We start from the raw sequence: 15284 nt of genomic DNA, 5'->3' as shown, positions 1-15284 counted from the left end.
CTAGGATGACCGCATGTCACCACATCCTGACGCCGTCCCCGAACGAGAGGACGACGTGCTGACCGGTCCGGCAGGCCGCGCCGTTCCTGCCGGGCGCGCCGTCCGCGCCGCTCCCGGTGCGGACCGGCCCCTCTACACCGCCCGCGTGGCCAACTCCGGCGGGACCGCGGGATCGGTCGAGGTCCAGGACGGGGCCACGCTGCCCACCGCGGGCCCGGGCGAGGCCGGCGCGGGGTACGACCCGGAGCAGTTCCTCGCGATGGCGTGGAGCACCTGCCTGGGCGAGACGCTGAAGGTCGTGCTCGACGCCGAGGGGCTCGCGCACCGCAGCCGGGTCCGGGTGGAGGTCGAGCTGCACGCCGACCCGCGGGGCGGGTACCGGTTCGTGCCCACCGCGTACCTGGCCGTCGAGGGCGCCGAGCCCGAGGAGGCGCGGCGGCTCGCGGCGGCCGCCCACGCGCGCTGCCCCGTCTCGAAGCTGCTCGCGGGCGGAGAGGCGTCGGTCCGCGTCGAGCCGTGGGGCGGGCCCGCCACGTCCTGAGGTCCCCGCGTCCTGAGGGCCCCGCGTCTTGAGGTCCGCGCGTCTTGAGCGGCTCCGTGTCAGGGCGCGGCCGACCGCAGGTCCAGCACCGCGGTCTGGCCGTCGTCGCCGAGGCGCATGAAGGACGCGTAGCCGAGCCGCCCGGCCGACTCCGTCGCGGCGCTACACTGGCCGCGGTTCATCTCCAGGAGCAGCCGGCCGCCCGGCCGCAGCCAGCCCGGGGCCTGCGCGAGCACGGCGCGGACGAGGTCCAGCCCGTCGGAACCGCCGTAGAGCGCGGCGCCCGGCTCGTGGTCGCGGGCCTCCCGGGGCAGCAGCTCCGAGGCGCCGACGGGGATGTACGGGGGCACCGCAGCGATGACGTCCACGCGGCTCCCCAGCGCCGCGGGCAGTCCCTCGAGCACCGATCCGGCGTGGACCCCCGCTGCGGGCGAGAGGTTGGAGCGGGCGTGGCGCTCGAGCACGACGTCGTCGAGGTCGGTCGCGTGCACCTCGGCGCCGGGTGCGGCGCGCTGCACGGCCGCGGCGACGGGCGCGACGCCGGCGAAGGCCTCGACGAACACCGGCGGCGGGCCCTCCTGACGTGCGGCCGCCGCGCCCGGACGGCCTCCACCGCCCACCGGGCCAGGAGGCGGGTGCGCTGCCGCGGGACGAAGGCCCCCGGGCCGATGCCCAGCCGCATCCCCATGAACTCGACGACGCCGAGCACGTGCTCGAGCGGCTCCCCGGCGATCCGGCGAGCGGTCAGCGCCTCCAGCCGCCCGGCGTCGGACGCCGCCGCGCGCAGCAGCACCGCCTCCTCCTCGGCGAACACACACCCCGCGGCCCGGAGCGCCTCGGTCAGGGGGTCGGGCGGCGGCGTCGGCGGGCTCATGCAGCTCGCGCCGGGATCCGCCGAGGATCCGGGCCGGGCCCGCCCCCTCGACCCCGCGAGCCGATGGCACCCTCGCCCGGCGATCGCGGACCGACCCCAGCCTTGGACCCCGGTTTCGCCCCGGGCCCGGACCCGGACTCGGCCCCGGGCCCAGCCTCAGTCACGGCTCCGCGTCCCCGCCCGGTCATTCCCGTGGTCCCGCCGCGGCGATCCCCAGCACGGCCTCGCCGTAGCGCTCCAGCTTCTTGAGCCCCACGCCGCTGATGTCGCCGAGCTCCCCGAGCGTGGTGGGCTTAGCCTCGACGATGCCGTAGAGGGTCGCGTCGTTGAAGACCACGTAGGCCGGCACGCCCTGCTCCTTGGCCTGCTCCGCGCGCCAGGTCCGCAGCTCCTCGAAGAGCGCGGCGTCGGCGGGGTCCAGGTCCACCGGCGGGGCCGCGGCCGCGCGCCCCGAGCCTCCGGCGCGCCGCGAGCGGGATCCCCGCTTCGAGACCGGGTCCTCGCGCAGGAACACGGTCTCCTCCCCGCGCAGCACAGGACCGGCCCCCTCGCCCAGGACGAGCACGCCGTAGTCACCGTGCGACTGCAGCAGCCCGCGCGCGAGCACCTGACGGATCACCGCGCGCCACTGCGCCTCGGTGCGCTCGGCGCCGACGCCCCACACGCTGAGCTCCTCGTGCCGGGAGCTCGTGGACCGGTCGTTGGCCTTGCCGCGCAGCACGTCCACGATCTGTCCCGAGCCGAACCGCTGGTCCCGCTCGCGGTCTAACCGGATGATGGCGGAGAGCAGCTTCTGCACGTCCACGGTGGCGTCCCAGGTCTGCGGCGGGGTCTTGCACGTGTCGCAGTTGCCGCAAGGCCCCGACTCCTCGTCGAAGTACCGCAGCAGCTGCACCCGGCGGCAGTCCACCGTCTCGCACAGGGCGAGCATCGCGTCCAGGTGGGACATCGAGCGGCGCTTGAACGCCTCGTCGCCCTCCCCAGACTCGATGAGGCGCCGCTGGGACACGACGTCGCCCAGCCCGTAGGCCATCCACGCGGTCGAGGGCAGCCCGTCCCGCCCCGCGCGCCCGGTCTCCTGGTAGTAGCCCTCGACGCTGCGGGGCAGGTCCACGTGGGCCACGAAGCGCACGTCCGGCTTGTCGATCCCCATGCCGAAGGCGATCGTCGCCACGACCACGACGCCGTCCTCCCGCAGGAACCGCCCCTGGTTGGCCGCGCGGACCTCCTGCGGCAGGCCCGCGTGGTACGGCACGGCGTCGATCCCCTTGGCCCGGAGCGCCTCGGCCAGCTGGTCCACGCTGCGGCGGGAGAGGCAGTAGACGATGCCGGTGTCCCCGGGGTGCTCGGTGGTGATGAACTCCAGCAGCTGCGCGCGCGGGCCGTCCTTGGGCACGATCCGGTACTCGATGTTGGACCGGTCGAAGCTCGCCACGAAGTGCCGGGCGTCCTGCAGCGAGAGCCGTTCGGTGAGCTCGGCGTGGGTGGCGCGGGTGGCGGTGGCCGTCAGCGCGACCCGCGGCGTGTCCGGGAAGCGCTCGGCCAGGACGTGCAGACCCAGGTAGTCCGAGCGGAAGTCGTGGCCCCACTGGGAGACGCAGTGCGCCTCGTCGATCGCGAACAGGGCGATCCGCCCGCGCGCGAGGAAGTCCTGGGTGCGCGGGAGGACGAGGCGCTCCGGCGCCATGTAGAGGACGTCCAGCTCCCCGGCGAGGTACTGCCGCTCGACCTCGCGGACCCGCTCCAGGTCCAGCGTCGAGTTCAGGTAGGCCGCCCGCACGCCGAGGTTCTCCAGCGCGGCGACCTGGTCCGCCATGAGGGCGATGAGCGGCGAGACGACGACGCCGGTGCCCTCCCGCACGATGCTGGGGATCTGGTAGCACAGGGACTTGCCCCCGCCGGTGGGCATGAGCACGACGGCGTCCCCGCCGGCGATCACGTGCTCGACGACAGCCTCCTGCTCGCCCCGGAAGGAGTCGTAGCCGAAGACGTCGGAGAGCACGGAGCGGGCGGTGTCGATCGAGGCGGTGGTCATGCGTACCAGGCTATCCGGTCTCGGGACCCTTCGCGGCCCGCTTGTGGACAACCCGGGCGCGGGCGCGCGGACGACGTCGGCGATCCGGGGGGTGCGGGGACGTCGGCCACTCGGGCCGTGGACGGCGTCGGCCGCCCGGCGCACGGACGGTGTCGGCCGCCCGGCGCGTGGACGGTGTCGGCCGCTCAGGAGGCGCGGAACAGCTCCCGGCAGATGCCGAGGTACGTCTCCCGCTGGTCCTGCGCGACGATCGCGCTGATGAGGACCACCCACATGACCTCGATGGCCGCGAGGAACTCCGGCTCCTCCTGGGAGTTGCGGCAGACCAGGTCGCTGCCGGTGAAGTAGCCGACCATGGTACGGCTCAGCTGGGTGTCGCTCAGGGGGGAGTCGACCGTGCCCTCCTGCCGGGCGCGCTCGAGGATCACCTCGAGGCGGGCGAACCAGCGGTCGTAGAAGGCGTACGACTCCTCGCGCAGGGCGCCGTTCTCCAGGGTGAGCTCCATGCCGGCGCGCACGATCGCGTCGTTGATGAGCAGGTCGCACAGGGCCCGGGAGGTGCGGATCATCTGCTCGAACGGGTCCGAGGTCTCGCCGCGGGCGCTCTCGATCTTCTCGTAGGTGCGCACGTGCTGCTCGTGCATGACCGCCAGCGCGATCTGCTCCTTGGACTTGAAGTGGAAGTACATCGAACCCTGCGAGATGCCCGAGAGGGCGGAGATCTTCGACAGCGAGGCACCGGCGAAGCCCGACTCCTGGAACGCCGCGGCGGCTCCCGCCAGGATGGCGTCCTGGGTCTTCTGGCCTCGCTCCTGAGCCGGTTGGCGATGTCTGCGCGTCATGTACACCTGTTCCACTGAAATAACGTCTCTGACGGGGCATCGCGCGGACGGTACAGGCCGTGCGCATCCGGCCCCCGGTCTGCCAGTCATTGTAGAGTATGGGCTCCTCCGGGTGACCTCGCCGACGGGCCGTGGCGGGCGCGTGAGTCCGTACATGACGCCGACCGGGGACGACGCCGTCGTGGGCGGTGCGCGGGGGTCTTTGGGGCGTCCGCCTGGGCGATCCGTGTTGGCACGGCGCTCAGTCGGCCTTCGCCTTCACCAGCAGCGACCACCCGCCGCGCTCGACGGCGTCCTTACCGTGGGCGCCCTCGTCACCGACCTCCTCGACGTCGCCCCCGCCGCCGGCGAGGTCGTCACCGCCGCCGGTGAGGTCGTCACCACCGCCGGCGACGTCGCCCCGGTCTGCGGCGAGGCCGTCCTCGTCGCGGGCCAGAACGGTGATCCACCCCTTGGCGGGCATCGCCGTGCCGGCAGCGGACTCGTAGGGACCCACCTCGAGGAGGTAGCGACCCGTGGCGGCCTGCAGGACCTCGAGGGAGGCCTCGGCCCCGGATCCGTCCCGGAAGCCCACCTCGACCGCGACGGCCCGGCCGGGGGCGTCCGGCCCGCCCGGGGCGCAGCGGAGGCGGGCGCCCGGGAAGAGGTGGGAGTGGTCGACGTCGAGCTGCAGGGGAGTGGTCACGGGAGGCTCCGATCGGTTGTGGAGGGCGGGATGCACCGCGCACGACGCCGGACGCGTCCGGACGCCGCGCGTGACCCCTAGACAACACTGTCCGCCCGACGCGACGCCGAGACAAGGAGCCCGGCGTCGAATTGGGCATCGGGCGAGACCTCTGCTAGAGTCTTACGAGTTGGGGCTGTGGCGCAGCTGGTAGCGCACCTGCATGGCATGCAGGGGGTCAGGGGTTCGAGTCCCCTCAGCTCCACCAAAGAGTTCTTCGTCGAATTGTCGACAAGAGCGAGAACATCATCGGACACCTCGTCCAGGGAGAGCCCGCCGGCAACGGCGGGCTTTTTCCTGCGTTCATAACGCGCTGGTCGTCGACGGCGTGGCCGAGGTTCTCGTTGCCGCCACACTCGAGGTGCCTGGAGGGGTCCGCGATCGCCTCGAAGATCTCCTCGGGCTATGCGTGGACCAACCCGCTGGCCGTGACCACCTGCGGATTCGGAGTGTTCGTCCTCACGGCCTGATCCCCGGCCTCGAGACTGCGCGGCGGCGTCCTCAGGCCGACGATCATGCGGAGGCCCCTGAAGCGTCCCAGCGGATCTCCGGCGCCGCCGGCCTCGGCAGCGTCACCTTCCTGATGGCTCATCCGCCAGCGCCTGCACCGACGTCGCGAGGCCTTGCGCGAAGGCCTCGGCCAGATCGGGGTCGAGCCGGTCCAACGACAGGTACGGGTTGAGATCTTCGAGCTCCACCAACAGCAGGTCGCCTTCGCGGGTGCGGCAGGCGTCCACCCTCTGGATGCCGTGATCGATGCTGTTCCACTCGATGAACGCTTGCGCGAAGGCGAGGTCCTCCGCGCTGGCCTGATACGGCTGAAGCTCCCAGCGGCGGGCCGGATCCGGTGCGTTCAAGGCGTAGTGGAAGTCGTGATCGATGAAGTAGAACGAGACCTCGTAGAGGAAGTCGATGCGCGGCTGGAGAAGCAGCTCGCCCGCTTCGAACGGGGTGAGCTCATCGCGCTCGAGGAAGCGCAAGCCCACGGAGTCCGCGCCCAGCTTGGGCTTCACCACGTACTCCTCGACCAGGGGCAGCCGATCCAGATCGCTCAGCGAGTCCACCGTCGGAGTGACCGGATACCCCTGGTCGAAGAGATCCAGGAGGTACTGCTTTCCCGCCATGTCGGCCTTGCCGCCCAGCTCGGTGAATACCTTGGCCCCGGTCGCTCTGGCATGCCGCACGAACGCGGCGTAGTCCTCGGAATAATGGATGACCGGGCCGCTGTTTCGGACCAGTATGACGTCGAAATCATCCATCAGCGCCACAGCGTCCCGTGGGTGGCACAGGGCGACGTCGAAGCCGTCCCGCAGCCGGGACGAGAGGAAGATGTCCTCGTCACAGTAGCGCCGCCCGCGAGCGCTGTAGGTCAGGTCGGTGACGTAGAGCACCCTGGTCCGTCGTTCAAGCATGGGCCTCAGCGTATCAACGGCCTCTGGCGCCCAGCGGAGGCATCCGGCGGCGAGGGGCGGGACCGTTCACTCGGGCGTTCGCGCTCCATCGATACGACGAGGCGGCGATACGGCGGTTTCTGGAGGATGGCCTCCGGCTGTTCACCGTCCGCGGGCCGCCGAAGTCCTCCACCCGGCCCACCGGCCCGACCTTGGAGAAGCCGAGGAGGCGGGCGCCGTCCTGCCGCGCGGCGCCCGGCTGGGTGCGCATCCGCGGGATGGGAAGCGGCGGCCTCGCGCAAGCGAGCGTGTGTACAGCGGCCTCGTGGAAGGACATCTGATCGTCCCCCGACCCTCGCCGGAGGTGTCGACGACGGCGTCCACACCCTCCAGCACGCCGTCGGCACCTGCACCGGAGACGAGATCGACCCCTGCCGAGCGCGCCAGCACGATCACCCCGTGCCCGTGCCCGTGCCCGTGCCCGTGCCCGTGCCCGCGCTCGCGTGCCGCGAGAACTTCCTGGGCCCCCGCCTGACCGGTTCAGCCTGCTATCGCGATCCTCATCGGCTCAGCCTAGAGGCACTGGCGAGAGCTACAGGCCGATGGGCGAATCAGACCCGCGTTCCCGGCTGCGTCGCGAGACCCGACGGGTCTCCCCGCGGAGGGAGCGTGGTCTTCCCTGCGCCGTTCGAGCCGAGCAAGGCGAAGATGCTGCCCGCCGCCACCTCGACATCGACCCTCTGCGAGACCCGGAGGCTCCGGTAGGACTTTTTTCTCCAGTCCCCGCACCAGAATCGCGGAGCCGCGATCGCGGGCGTGTGTCATGACCCAGCGCCGCTTTGGAGATCCTCGGCGTGGTCGAGGGTCTCGGCTAGGCGTCGCTTCTCCTTGTTGATCCAACCCGCACCGCCGTAGTTGGCGGCAAAGGCTTCCGCGAAGTCCACCGGGTCGCTTCCGACGACCTCACGAATGGGCATCCCCTCCGCGGACGCCCGTTCGAAGAGTTCCGCCAAGTCCTCGTAGGCGGTCAGCCAGATGTCACCCTCCGTGGCGCCGAAGTAGAGGAGGTAGCGCTCCAGGGCCTGCGCCGCTGTGCGGTAGGGGAGCGGCAGCGCTTTGATGCGTGTCTTGTACTGCCTCCAACGGCGTTTGTTGCCGAAATCGCCAATGGCCTTCTCGATGAGGCTCATGAGTGCTCGTCTCCTTCGTGGAGCAGTTGCAGACGCTCCGAGAGGAAGCTCCACGTCCTCCAGAACTCGTCGAGGTAATCGCGACCCTGTGTGTTGAGGGAGTAGACCTTGCGGGGCGGACCCTTCTCTGAAGGAGTCCTTTCAACGTCGACCAGACCGCGCCGCTCGATACGCACCAGCAGCGCGTAGACGGTGCCCTCGGCGATGTCCTCGAATCCCTGCTCGCGCAGCCTCGTGGTGATGTCGTAACCGTAGGCGGGCCGGGCGGCCAGGATCGCCAGGACGATGCCCTCCAGCACGCCCTTGAGCATCTCGGTCTTCTGCTTGCCCATGGCTCGCCCTCTCACTACTTGGTGATGCTTACTACCAGTACATAGTAACGCCGAGTAGCACTACTGATCAATACCAAGTACCAATAGCCTCAGGGTGGCATCCCCACCTTTCACGGCGAGAGACGCCGAGCGGTATAGCAAGAAGAAAGCGTGCACCTAAGCATCGGGCCGGTCGTCGCAGACGATCTCGTGAGCGAGTTGCCGGCTCCCGCCACGGAATCCAGGCGGCTACTTGGTGTGCTGGACGGGGGGTACCCGCTCATCCGGCGCATCGGGGGATGGCATCCGGTGGTGCAGCTCCGGCAACGTGTCCGCACGGGAGGAGAACACCCCCCCCCAGGAAAACCCTGTTCCGCCGGATGGCGGAGCAGGGTTTTTCATGCCCTCGAGCGCCCCGCCACCCCGGACGCCAGGACCCGCAGCGCTTCGTGCGTGGGGCTCCCGGGCTCCGCCGTCCACACGACCAGCTGCTGCTCGGCGTCGTGCGCCTCGACCAGGGTGTCCCAGTCCAGGACCAGCTCGCCGACGGCCGGGTGGTTCAGGGTCTTGCGGCCGGTCGAGAGCGTGGCCACGGCGCGGCCCGCCCACCAGCCGCTGAACTGCGCATCCTGGACGGAGAGCTCGCCGACCAGGCCGGCCAGGCGCGGGTCGTCCGGGTACTTCGCCGCCTCCATCCGCAGCTGGGCAACCGCGGTCCGGGCCACCGTGTCCCAGTCGGCGTAGAGCGTGCGCATCGCGGGGTGGGTGAAGAGCAGGCGCAGGTAGTTGCGCCGCTCGGCGGGGATGCGGCCGAAGTCCAGCATCATCGCCGCGGCCAGGTCGTTCCATCCCAGGATGTCCATGCGCCGGCCCATGACGATCGCCGGCGTCGTGCCCAGGTCGTCCAGGAGCCGGCGCAGCTGGGGCTGGACGGTCTGCCGGGACCGGCGCGGCGCCCGCGTCGAGGTCTTCCCCGCCAGGCTGAAGAGGTAGGTGCGCTGGTCCTCGTCGAGCTGGAGGACCTCGGCCAGGGTGGTCAGCACCGCCGCGGAGGCGCGGATCCGCCCCTGCTCGAGGCGGGTGTAGTAGTCGGTGCTGATCGAGGTCAGCTGAGCGACCTCCTCCCTCCGCAGCCCGGCGACGCGGCGCGGCCCGGCGCCCTCCGGAAGCCCTGCCTGCCGCGGCGTGAGCTCCCCGCGACGGGTGCGCAGGAACGTCCCGAGCTCGTTCATGTTCTTGTCGGCGCTCATCCTCCCAGTCTCGCACCATCATCCGTGACTGAGAGGGGGATAGATCCCTCCCAGGATCATTTCTTCCTCTGCACGGCCGTGCCGCACGGGATCAGAATGGACTCGACCGGCAGGGCGCCGGCGGAGACCGCGGGGCGGACGAGTCCCGACCCGGTCCCGCCGGGGAGCCCGCAACGCACCACGGAAAGGACGGTGACATGGACAGGCCCTACGTGTTCTGCCACATGCTGACCTCCGTCGACGGCAAGATCGTCGGGAAGTACATGCAGACCGAACAGAGCAAGACCGCCGGAGGCGTCTTCTACGACCTGGCCTTCGGCGAGGACCCGCACTACCGCCACCAGGGCTGGCTCTCCGGCCGGGTGACCACGGACGACAACTTCACCCACCACCGGCAGCCGGACCTCGACGAGGACGCGGCGCCGGTGCCCGAGGGGGACTTCGTCGCGCCGACCGACGCCGAGAAGTACTACGTCTCGGTGGACCCGTCCGGGAAGCTCGGCTGGGAGAGCCCGGAGCTGACCTACCAGACCACCACGGCGCACGTGCTCGAGGTGCTCACCGGGAAGGCCTCCAACGCGTACCGTGCGTTCCTGCGGCGGCTGGGCATCTCCTACGTCGTCGCCGGCGAGGACGAGCTGGACTACGAGCTGCTGCTGGGCAAGCTGAAGGAGACCTTCGGGATCGAGACGCTCATGCTCGGCGGCGGGGGAGTCCTGAACTGGTCCTTCGTCCAGGCCGGGTACTGCGACGAGATCAGCGTCGTGATCGCCCCGGCGGCGGACGGCGCCTCGGACAGCCCGTCCCTGTTCGAGGCCGGCGACCGCACTCCGGATTCCCCGAAAAGCTTCGAGCTGCAGGCCGCCGAGGCCCAGGACGGCGGCGCGGTGTGGCTGCGCTACACCGTCACCCACGGCACCACCGAGAACGACTGAAGGAGACACATCATGAACGACACCGGATTCGACCAGCCCTTCCCGACCGGGGAGCCCAACGACGCCTTCGCCCAGTACTTCACCGGCCAGAGCTACCTCGCCCCGCTCACCGGCGGCAGCGTGCCCGTCAGCAACGTCTCCTTCGAGCCGGGCTGCCGGAACAACTGGCACATCCACCACGGTCAGGACGGCGGCGGGGACCAGATCCTGCTGTGCACCGCCGGCTCCGGCTGGTACCAGGCCGAGGGCGAGGATCCGGTGAGCCTCGAGCCGGGGTCGGTGGTCCGCGTCCCGGCCGGCACCAAGCACTGGCACGGGGCCAAGGCGGACGCGTGGTTCTCCCACCTCGCCTTCGTCACCCCGGGCGAGGACGTCAGCAACGAATGGCTGGAGCCGGTCACCGACGAGGTGTACGGCCGGCTCCCGCAGAGCGGAGGAGCAGCATGAGCATCCTGCACGAGACCTACACCTTGAGCAACGGCGTCGAGATCCCGAAGCTCGGGCTGGGCACCTGGTTCATCGACGACGCCGACGCCGCCCAGGCGGTCCGCGACGCCGTGGGGATCGGCTACCGCAACATCGACACCGCCCAGGCCTACGGCAACGAGCGCGGGGTCGGCGAGGGAGTGCGCAGCTCGGGCGTCGCCCGCGAGGAGCTGTTCGTGTCCACCAAGCTGGCCGCGGAGATCAAGGACTACGACGAGGCGGCGACCGCGATCGACGACTCGCTGCGGACTCTGGGCCTGGACTACGTCGACCTGCTGCTCATCCACAGCCCGCAGCCCTGGGACGACTTCCGCGGCGGCGACTACGCCGAGGGCAACCGTGCCGCGTGGCGGGCGATGGAGGAGGCGCACGAGGCGGGGAAGGTCCGCGCCATCGGGGTCTCCAACTTCCTGCAGAAGGACCTGGAGAACCTCCTCGCCGGCGCCACCGTGGTGCCGCATGTGAACCAGATCCTCGTTCACGCCGGGAACACCCCGTCGGAGCTCATCTCCTCCTGCGAGTCCCAGGGCATCCTCGTGGAGGCGTACTCGCCGATCGCCCACGGGGAGATCCTGGACAACGAGGCCGTCGCGGGGATCGCGCGGAAGTACGGGGTGTCCGTCCCGCAGCTGTGCATCCGCTACACGCTGCAGCTGGGCGCGGTCTCGCTGCCGAAGACCGCGAACCCGGAGCACATGCGCTCCAACGCGCAGGTGGACTTCGAGATCGCGGCCGAGGACATGGAGACGCTGCGGACCCTGGACGAGCGGGATTACGGTGACTCCAGCGCCTTCCCCGTCTACTCCGATCAGTAAGGAGAAGAGGCAATGGCTGAGAAAGTCACCGCGGGCCGCGACACCTTCGGGGACTTCGCCCCGAAGTACGCCGAGCTCAACGATGACGTCCTCTTCGGGCAGGTCTGGTCCCGCGAGGCCCAGCTCTCCGCCCGGGACCGCAGCGTGGTCACCGTGACCGCGATCATGGCCAGCGGCGTGCTGACCCCTGCCCTGCAGGGCCACATCGAGCGCGCCAAGGCTAACGGGGTCACGGGCGAGGAGATGGCCGAGGTCCTCACCCACGCCGCGTTCTACGCGGGTTGGCCCAAGGCCTGGGCAGCGCTGAGCATGGCTCAGGAGGTCTATGCCGGCTGACGGCCTCCTCCACCGGCCGATGCCGCGTCGCCGCGAAGGCAGCGACGCGGCATCGGTTCCGAGGTCACTGCCGCGGTCCTCGTAGGGGCGCACCATGGGATGAGTCACGGTGCCGTCTGATCACGCATCGCTACCCCTCGCCGCGGCTCATGCGATGTGCCGAGCCCTGTGCGTTCACAGCGCCGTCCTCCTCCGAGGCGCACTGATGCCGTCACGCGCGGGTAGAATGAACGCTTTACATGGGTAGAGCACTCGCTCTACTATGAGTCCATGCACGACACCGAGCAGCGGATCGCCCGCAACATCGAACGCAGTCTGGCGGAGCAGGGCTTCGCGGAGCAGGGCGTGGAGGCCCTGCGCGCCGAGGCGGACGTCTCCCTGCGCACGCTGTACAAGTACTTCCCCAGCCGCGAGGCGATGATCGTCGGCGCCCTGGAGTACCGCGACCGCGCCTACTCCGCGTGGCTGGACGGCGGCCCCGAGGAGGGCCTCGAGCACGTGCTCCACCCGCTCGTCCGGCTCGGCGAGTGGCTCGAGGAGGTCGCCAACACCGGCTGCCTGTTCTTCACCGCCCTGTCCGAGTACCCCGAGAGCGAGGCGATCGCCACCGTGGCGCGGGCCCACAAGGGCCGGATTGCCGAGGAGTTCACCCGGCGCCTGGATCGGGTGTGCCCGGGCCGGGAGAACGGCGACCTTGCCGACGCGCTGCTCATGCTCCACGAGGGGATGACCCAGACGGCGCGGCTGTGGGGCAGGGAGCGGGCCACGCGCATCGCTCTCGAGGCGGCCCGCGCGGTGCTGGCGGACGAGGGGATCGGCGTCGGCTCCGGTGCGCGCCCCGGAGCGGGCGAGGCCGCGGGCCGCCCCGAGGGAGGCGCCGCGTGAAGATCCGCGAGATCCACGTCTACGCCCACGACCTCCCCGTCACGGACGCCCCGCGCGTGATGTCCAGCGGGACCCTGTACTCCCTCGACACGACGCTGGTGCGCATCGTGACCGACGACGGGACCGAGGGGTGGGGCGAGACCTGTCCCGTCGGGCCCACCTACGCCGAGGCCCACGCCGAGGGGGCGCGGGCCGCGCTCGCGGCCATGGCGCCCGGCCTCATCGGGACCGAGATCTGGCCGCTCGTGCTCCACCGCACGATGGACGGCCTGCTCAACGGGCACCACTACGCCAAGGCCGCGCTCGACATCGCCGCCCATGACGCCATCGGCAGGAGCACCGGGCTGGGCGTCGCCGAGCTGCTCGGCGGGCGGTTGGTCGAGCGGGTCCCCACCTACTACTCGACCGGCGTCGGCGACCCCGACGAGACGGCCGCGATCGCCCGCGAGCGCCTGGCCGAGGGGTATCCGCGCCTCCAGGTGAAGCTGGGCGGGCGCGACGTCGAGACCGACATCGAGACCCTGCACAAGGTCTGGGCCGCCATCCGCGGCTCCGGGATGCGCCTGGCCGCGGACGGCAACCGCGGCTGGAACACCCGGGACGTGCTGCGGCTGAGCGCCGAGTGCGCCGAGATCCCCCTGGTGCTCGAGCAGCCGTGCGATACCGTCGAGGAGCTCGCCCGCATCCGTCCGCAGCTGCGGCACCCCCTCTACCTGGACGAGAGTGGGACCAGCCTCAATGCCGCGGTCTCCGCCGCGGGCACCGGCCTGGTGGACGGGTTCGGTATGAAGATCACGCGGATCGGCGGGCTCCAACCCATGCGCGCCTTCCGCGACCTCTGCGCCGCGCGGCACCTGCCCCACACCAGCGACGACGCGTGGGGCGGCGACGTCATCGCCGCCGCCTGCGCGCACCTCGGCGCCACCGTCCGGCCCGAGCTCAACGAGGGCGCCTGGATCGCCGCGCCGTACATCGAGGGGCACTACGACGACGCCGCCGGCATCCGGATCGTGGACGGCCACATCCCGCTGCCCTCCGGGCCGGGCCTCGGCGTGACCCCCGACCGGGACCTCTTCGGGGACCCCGTCGCCCAGTTCTGACCCGTCCCGCGAGCCACCCCCGACCACTCATCCCACGCAAAGGAGCGACCATGAGATTCAGCGAGAAGAACGTCCTCATCACCGGTGCCGCAGGTGGCATCGGCTCCACCCTCGTCGAGCGGTTCCGGGCCGAGGGCGCCCGCGTCGCCGTCGCCGACCGCGACGTCAGCGGCATCGACGCCGAGGCGCACCTGCCCGGCGACCTGCTCGACCCCGGGTACGCCGACGGCCTCGCCCCGGCCGCGCGGGAGGCCCTGGGCGGCCTCGACATCCTCGTCAACAACGCCGGCGTCATCACCCGCGGCCCGGTCACCGAGACCTCCGACGCGGACTGGTCCCTGTCCTTCGGAGTCAACGTCGAGGCGCCGTTCCGGATCTGCCGGGCCGCGATCCCCCTCATGGCCGAGGCCGGTGGGGGCGCGATCGTCAACGTCTCCTCCTGCTGGGGAGGAAAGGCCCCCGGCCCGAACCACGCGCTCTACTGCACCACCAAGGCCGCCATCGCCTCGATGACCCAGTGCATGGGCACCGACCACGCCCACCAGGGGATCCGCGTCAACGCCGTCTGCCCCAACGAGGTCAACACGCCGATGCTGCGCAGCGGCTTCGCCAAGCGGGGCTTCGACCCGGACACCGCGGTCGCCGCGCTCGGCTCGACCGTGCCCCTGGGCCGGCTGGCCGAGCCCGAGGACATCCGCGACGTCATCATGTTCCTCGCCTCCGAGGACGCGCGCTACATGTGCGGCGCCCTCGTGGAGGTCAACGGCGGGAAGGCGGTCGCGTGATGCGCTTCGAGGGAAAGGTCGCGCTGGTCACCGGCGGCAGGTCCGGCATCGGCCGGGCGGTGGCCCGGCGGCTGCGCGAGGAGGGCGCGACCGTCTACACCGCCCAGCGCGGGCCCGACGACGAGTTCCCCTCGGTCTTCGCGGACCTCTCCGATCCCGGGAGCGCGGCGGCGGCCGTGGCCGAGGTCGTCGAGAGCGCCGGCCGGCTGGACGTGCTCGTGAACAACGCGGGCATGATGCAGGAGGCGCGGGTCGAGGAGATGGCGCTGGAGGACTGGCACCGCAACCTCGCGGTCAACCTCACCGGCCCCTACCTGATGATCCGCGCGGCGCTTCCGCACCTGCGCCGCACGCGGGGCAGCATCGTCAACACCGGGTCGCTCGAGGGCCTCGCGTCCAATCCCGGGCACGCCGCCTACTGCGCGACCAAGGCCGGCGTGCACGGCCTGACCCGCGCCGTCGCCGTCGACCACGGCGCCGAGGGCATCCGCTGCAACGCGGTGGCGCCCGGGTGGATCGACACGGACCTGAACCTCGAGTTCATCGAGGGCATGCCGGACCCCGAGGCGTTCCGCCGGGGGATCGGCAGGATCCACCCGGCCGCCCGGACGGGCCGGCCGGAGGAGGTCGCCGCGCTGGTGGCGTTCCTTGCCTCGGAGGATGCCTCGTTCGTCACCGGCCAGGTCTACGCCGTGGACGGCGGGCGGACGGCGCAGCTGAGCCTGCCGTGACGGTGCGGCCGGGGCCGGCGTGACGGCCCGTCCGAGCCTGCTGTGACGGTTCG

Annotated in this window: 17 protein-coding genes, 1 tRNA gene and 1 pseudogene; 10 read left to right on the top strand and 9 right to left on the bottom strand. The window is 71.3% G+C overall.

Translation table 11 applies throughout. From position 1 onward, the window contains the following. Positions 1 to 13 precede the first annotated feature (13 nt). Positions 14 to 541, top strand: a complete 528-nt coding sequence (locus NBM05_RS06725) for an OsmC family protein (RefSeq protein ID WP_254166052.1) — start codon at positions 14 to 16, stop codon at positions 539 to 541. Positions 542 to 600: 59 nt separating this feature from the next. On the opposite strand, the gene NBM05_RS06720 is transcribed toward NBM05_RS06725, so the two are convergent. The 4 genes from NBM05_RS06720 to NBM05_RS06705 form a co-directional block, all read right to left on the bottom strand. Beyond that, the gene (locus NBM05_RS06720) at positions 601 to 1104 is read right to left on the bottom strand and encodes a class I SAM-dependent methyltransferase (protein WP_254166051.1); all 504 of its coding nucleotides are present in this window, start codon (positions 1102 to 1104) and stop codon (positions 601 to 603) included. 495 nt (positions 1105 to 1599) lie between these two features. Further along, complete coding sequence (recQ, locus tag NBM05_RS06715; protein ID WP_254166050.1) at positions 1600 to 3450, bottom strand: DNA helicase RecQ; 1851 nt, start codon at positions 3448 to 3450, stop codon at positions 1600 to 1602. A 185-nt stretch (positions 3451 to 3635) separates the two neighbouring features. Continuing rightward, positions 3636 to 4307: a ScbR family autoregulator-binding transcription factor gene (locus NBM05_RS06710; protein WP_254166049.1), complete on the bottom strand. Its 672-nt coding sequence runs from the start codon at positions 4305 to 4307 to the stop codon at positions 3636 to 3638. A 226-nt stretch (positions 4308 to 4533) separates the two neighbouring features. Continuing rightward, the gene (locus NBM05_RS06705; protein ID WP_254166048.1) at positions 4534 to 4977 is read right to left on the bottom strand and encodes a hypothetical protein; all 444 of its coding nucleotides are present in this window, start codon (positions 4975 to 4977) and stop codon (positions 4534 to 4536) included. A 171-nt stretch (positions 4978 to 5148) separates the two neighbouring features. On the opposite strand from NBM05_RS06705, the gene NBM05_RS06700 reads away from it, so the two are divergent. After that, positions 5149 to 5224, top strand: a tRNA-Ala gene (locus tag NBM05_RS06700). A 364-nt stretch (positions 5225 to 5588) separates the two neighbouring features. Here NBM05_RS06700 and NBM05_RS06695 read toward each other — a convergent pair. The 5 genes and pseudogenes from NBM05_RS06695 to NBM05_RS06680 form a co-directional block, all read right to left on the bottom strand. Next, positions 5589 to 6428 (bottom strand): ATP-grasp domain-containing protein, encoded by an 840-nt coding sequence (locus tag NBM05_RS06695; protein WP_254166047.1) that lies wholly within the window; start codon positions 6426 to 6428, stop codon positions 5589 to 5591. A gap of 644 nt (positions 6429 to 7072) precedes the next feature. After that, a pseudogene (locus NBM05_RS15400) lies at positions 7073 to 7216 on the bottom strand (ATP-binding cassette domain-containing protein); the annotation flags it as partial. A 12-nt stretch (positions 7217 to 7228) separates the two neighbouring features. Then, positions 7229 to 7597, bottom strand: coding sequence for a DUF1048 domain-containing protein (locus tag NBM05_RS06690; protein WP_254166046.1), 369 nt, complete (start codon positions 7595 to 7597; stop codon positions 7229 to 7231). After that, on the bottom strand, positions 7594 to 7929 hold the full coding sequence (locus NBM05_RS06685) for a PadR family transcriptional regulator (RefSeq protein ID WP_254166068.1): 336 nt from the start codon (positions 7927 to 7929) through the stop codon (positions 7594 to 7596). Before NBM05_RS06685 ends, NBM05_RS06690 begins: the two co-directional genes overlap by 4 nt. Before the next feature lie 377 nt (positions 7930 to 8306). Beyond that, a complete protein-coding gene (locus NBM05_RS06680; RefSeq protein WP_254166045.1) occupies positions 8307 to 9158 on the bottom strand; it encodes a helix-turn-helix domain-containing protein in 852 nt (283 codons plus the stop codon). A 197-nt stretch (positions 9159 to 9355) separates the two neighbouring features. Between NBM05_RS06680 and NBM05_RS06675 the strand changes: the two genes are divergently transcribed. The 8 genes from NBM05_RS06675 (at position 9356) to NBM05_RS06640 (ending at position 15231) form a co-directional block, all read left to right on the top strand. Beyond that, positions 9356 to 10093, top strand: a complete 738-nt coding sequence (locus NBM05_RS06675; protein ID WP_254166044.1) for a RibD family protein — start codon at positions 9356 to 9358, stop codon at positions 10091 to 10093. A 12-nt stretch (positions 10094 to 10105) separates the two neighbouring features. After that, the gene (locus tag NBM05_RS06670) at positions 10106 to 10540 is read left to right on the top strand and encodes a cupin domain-containing protein (protein WP_254166042.1); all 435 of its coding nucleotides are present in this window, start codon (positions 10106 to 10108) and stop codon (positions 10538 to 10540) included. Next, on the top strand, positions 10537 to 11394 hold the full coding sequence (locus NBM05_RS06665; protein WP_254166041.1) for an aldo/keto reductase: 858 nt from the start codon (positions 10537 to 10539) through the stop codon (positions 11392 to 11394). Before NBM05_RS06670 ends, NBM05_RS06665 begins: the two co-directional genes overlap by 4 nt. A gap of 12 nt (positions 11395 to 11406) precedes the next feature. Beyond that, positions 11407 to 11730 (top strand): carboxymuconolactone decarboxylase family protein, encoded by a 324-nt coding sequence (locus tag NBM05_RS06660; protein ID WP_254166040.1) that lies wholly within the window; start codon positions 11407 to 11409, stop codon positions 11728 to 11730. A gap of 270 nt (positions 11731 to 12000) precedes the next feature. Further along, the gene (locus NBM05_RS06655; RefSeq protein WP_254166039.1) at positions 12001 to 12615 is read left to right on the top strand and encodes a TetR/AcrR family transcriptional regulator; all 615 of its coding nucleotides are present in this window, start codon (positions 12001 to 12003) and stop codon (positions 12613 to 12615) included. Then, complete coding sequence (locus NBM05_RS06650; protein WP_254166038.1) at positions 12612 to 13715, top strand: mandelate racemase/muconate lactonizing enzyme family protein; 1104 nt, start codon at positions 12612 to 12614, stop codon at positions 13713 to 13715. Before NBM05_RS06655 ends, NBM05_RS06650 begins: the two co-directional genes overlap by 4 nt. 50 nt (positions 13716 to 13765) lie before the next feature. Continuing rightward, the gene (locus tag NBM05_RS06645) at positions 13766 to 14500 is read left to right on the top strand and encodes an SDR family NAD(P)-dependent oxidoreductase (RefSeq protein WP_254166037.1); all 735 of its coding nucleotides are present in this window, start codon (positions 13766 to 13768) and stop codon (positions 14498 to 14500) included. Next, entirely contained in the window at positions 14500 to 15231 is a 732-nt protein-coding gene (locus NBM05_RS06640; RefSeq protein WP_254166036.1) for an SDR family NAD(P)-dependent oxidoreductase, read from the top strand. The genes NBM05_RS06645 and NBM05_RS06640 overlap by 1 nt, the downstream gene beginning before the upstream one ends. The last annotated feature ends 53 nt before the right edge of the window (positions 15232 to 15284 follow it).

The organism is Rothia santali, assembly GCF_024199905.1.
Taxonomy (GTDB): Bacteria; Actinomycetota; Actinomycetes; order Actinomycetales; family Micrococcaceae; genus Rothia; species Rothia santali.
The sequence above is the reverse complement of the archived record's forward strand: the minus strand, read 5'-3'. Positions and strand labels throughout refer to the sequence as shown.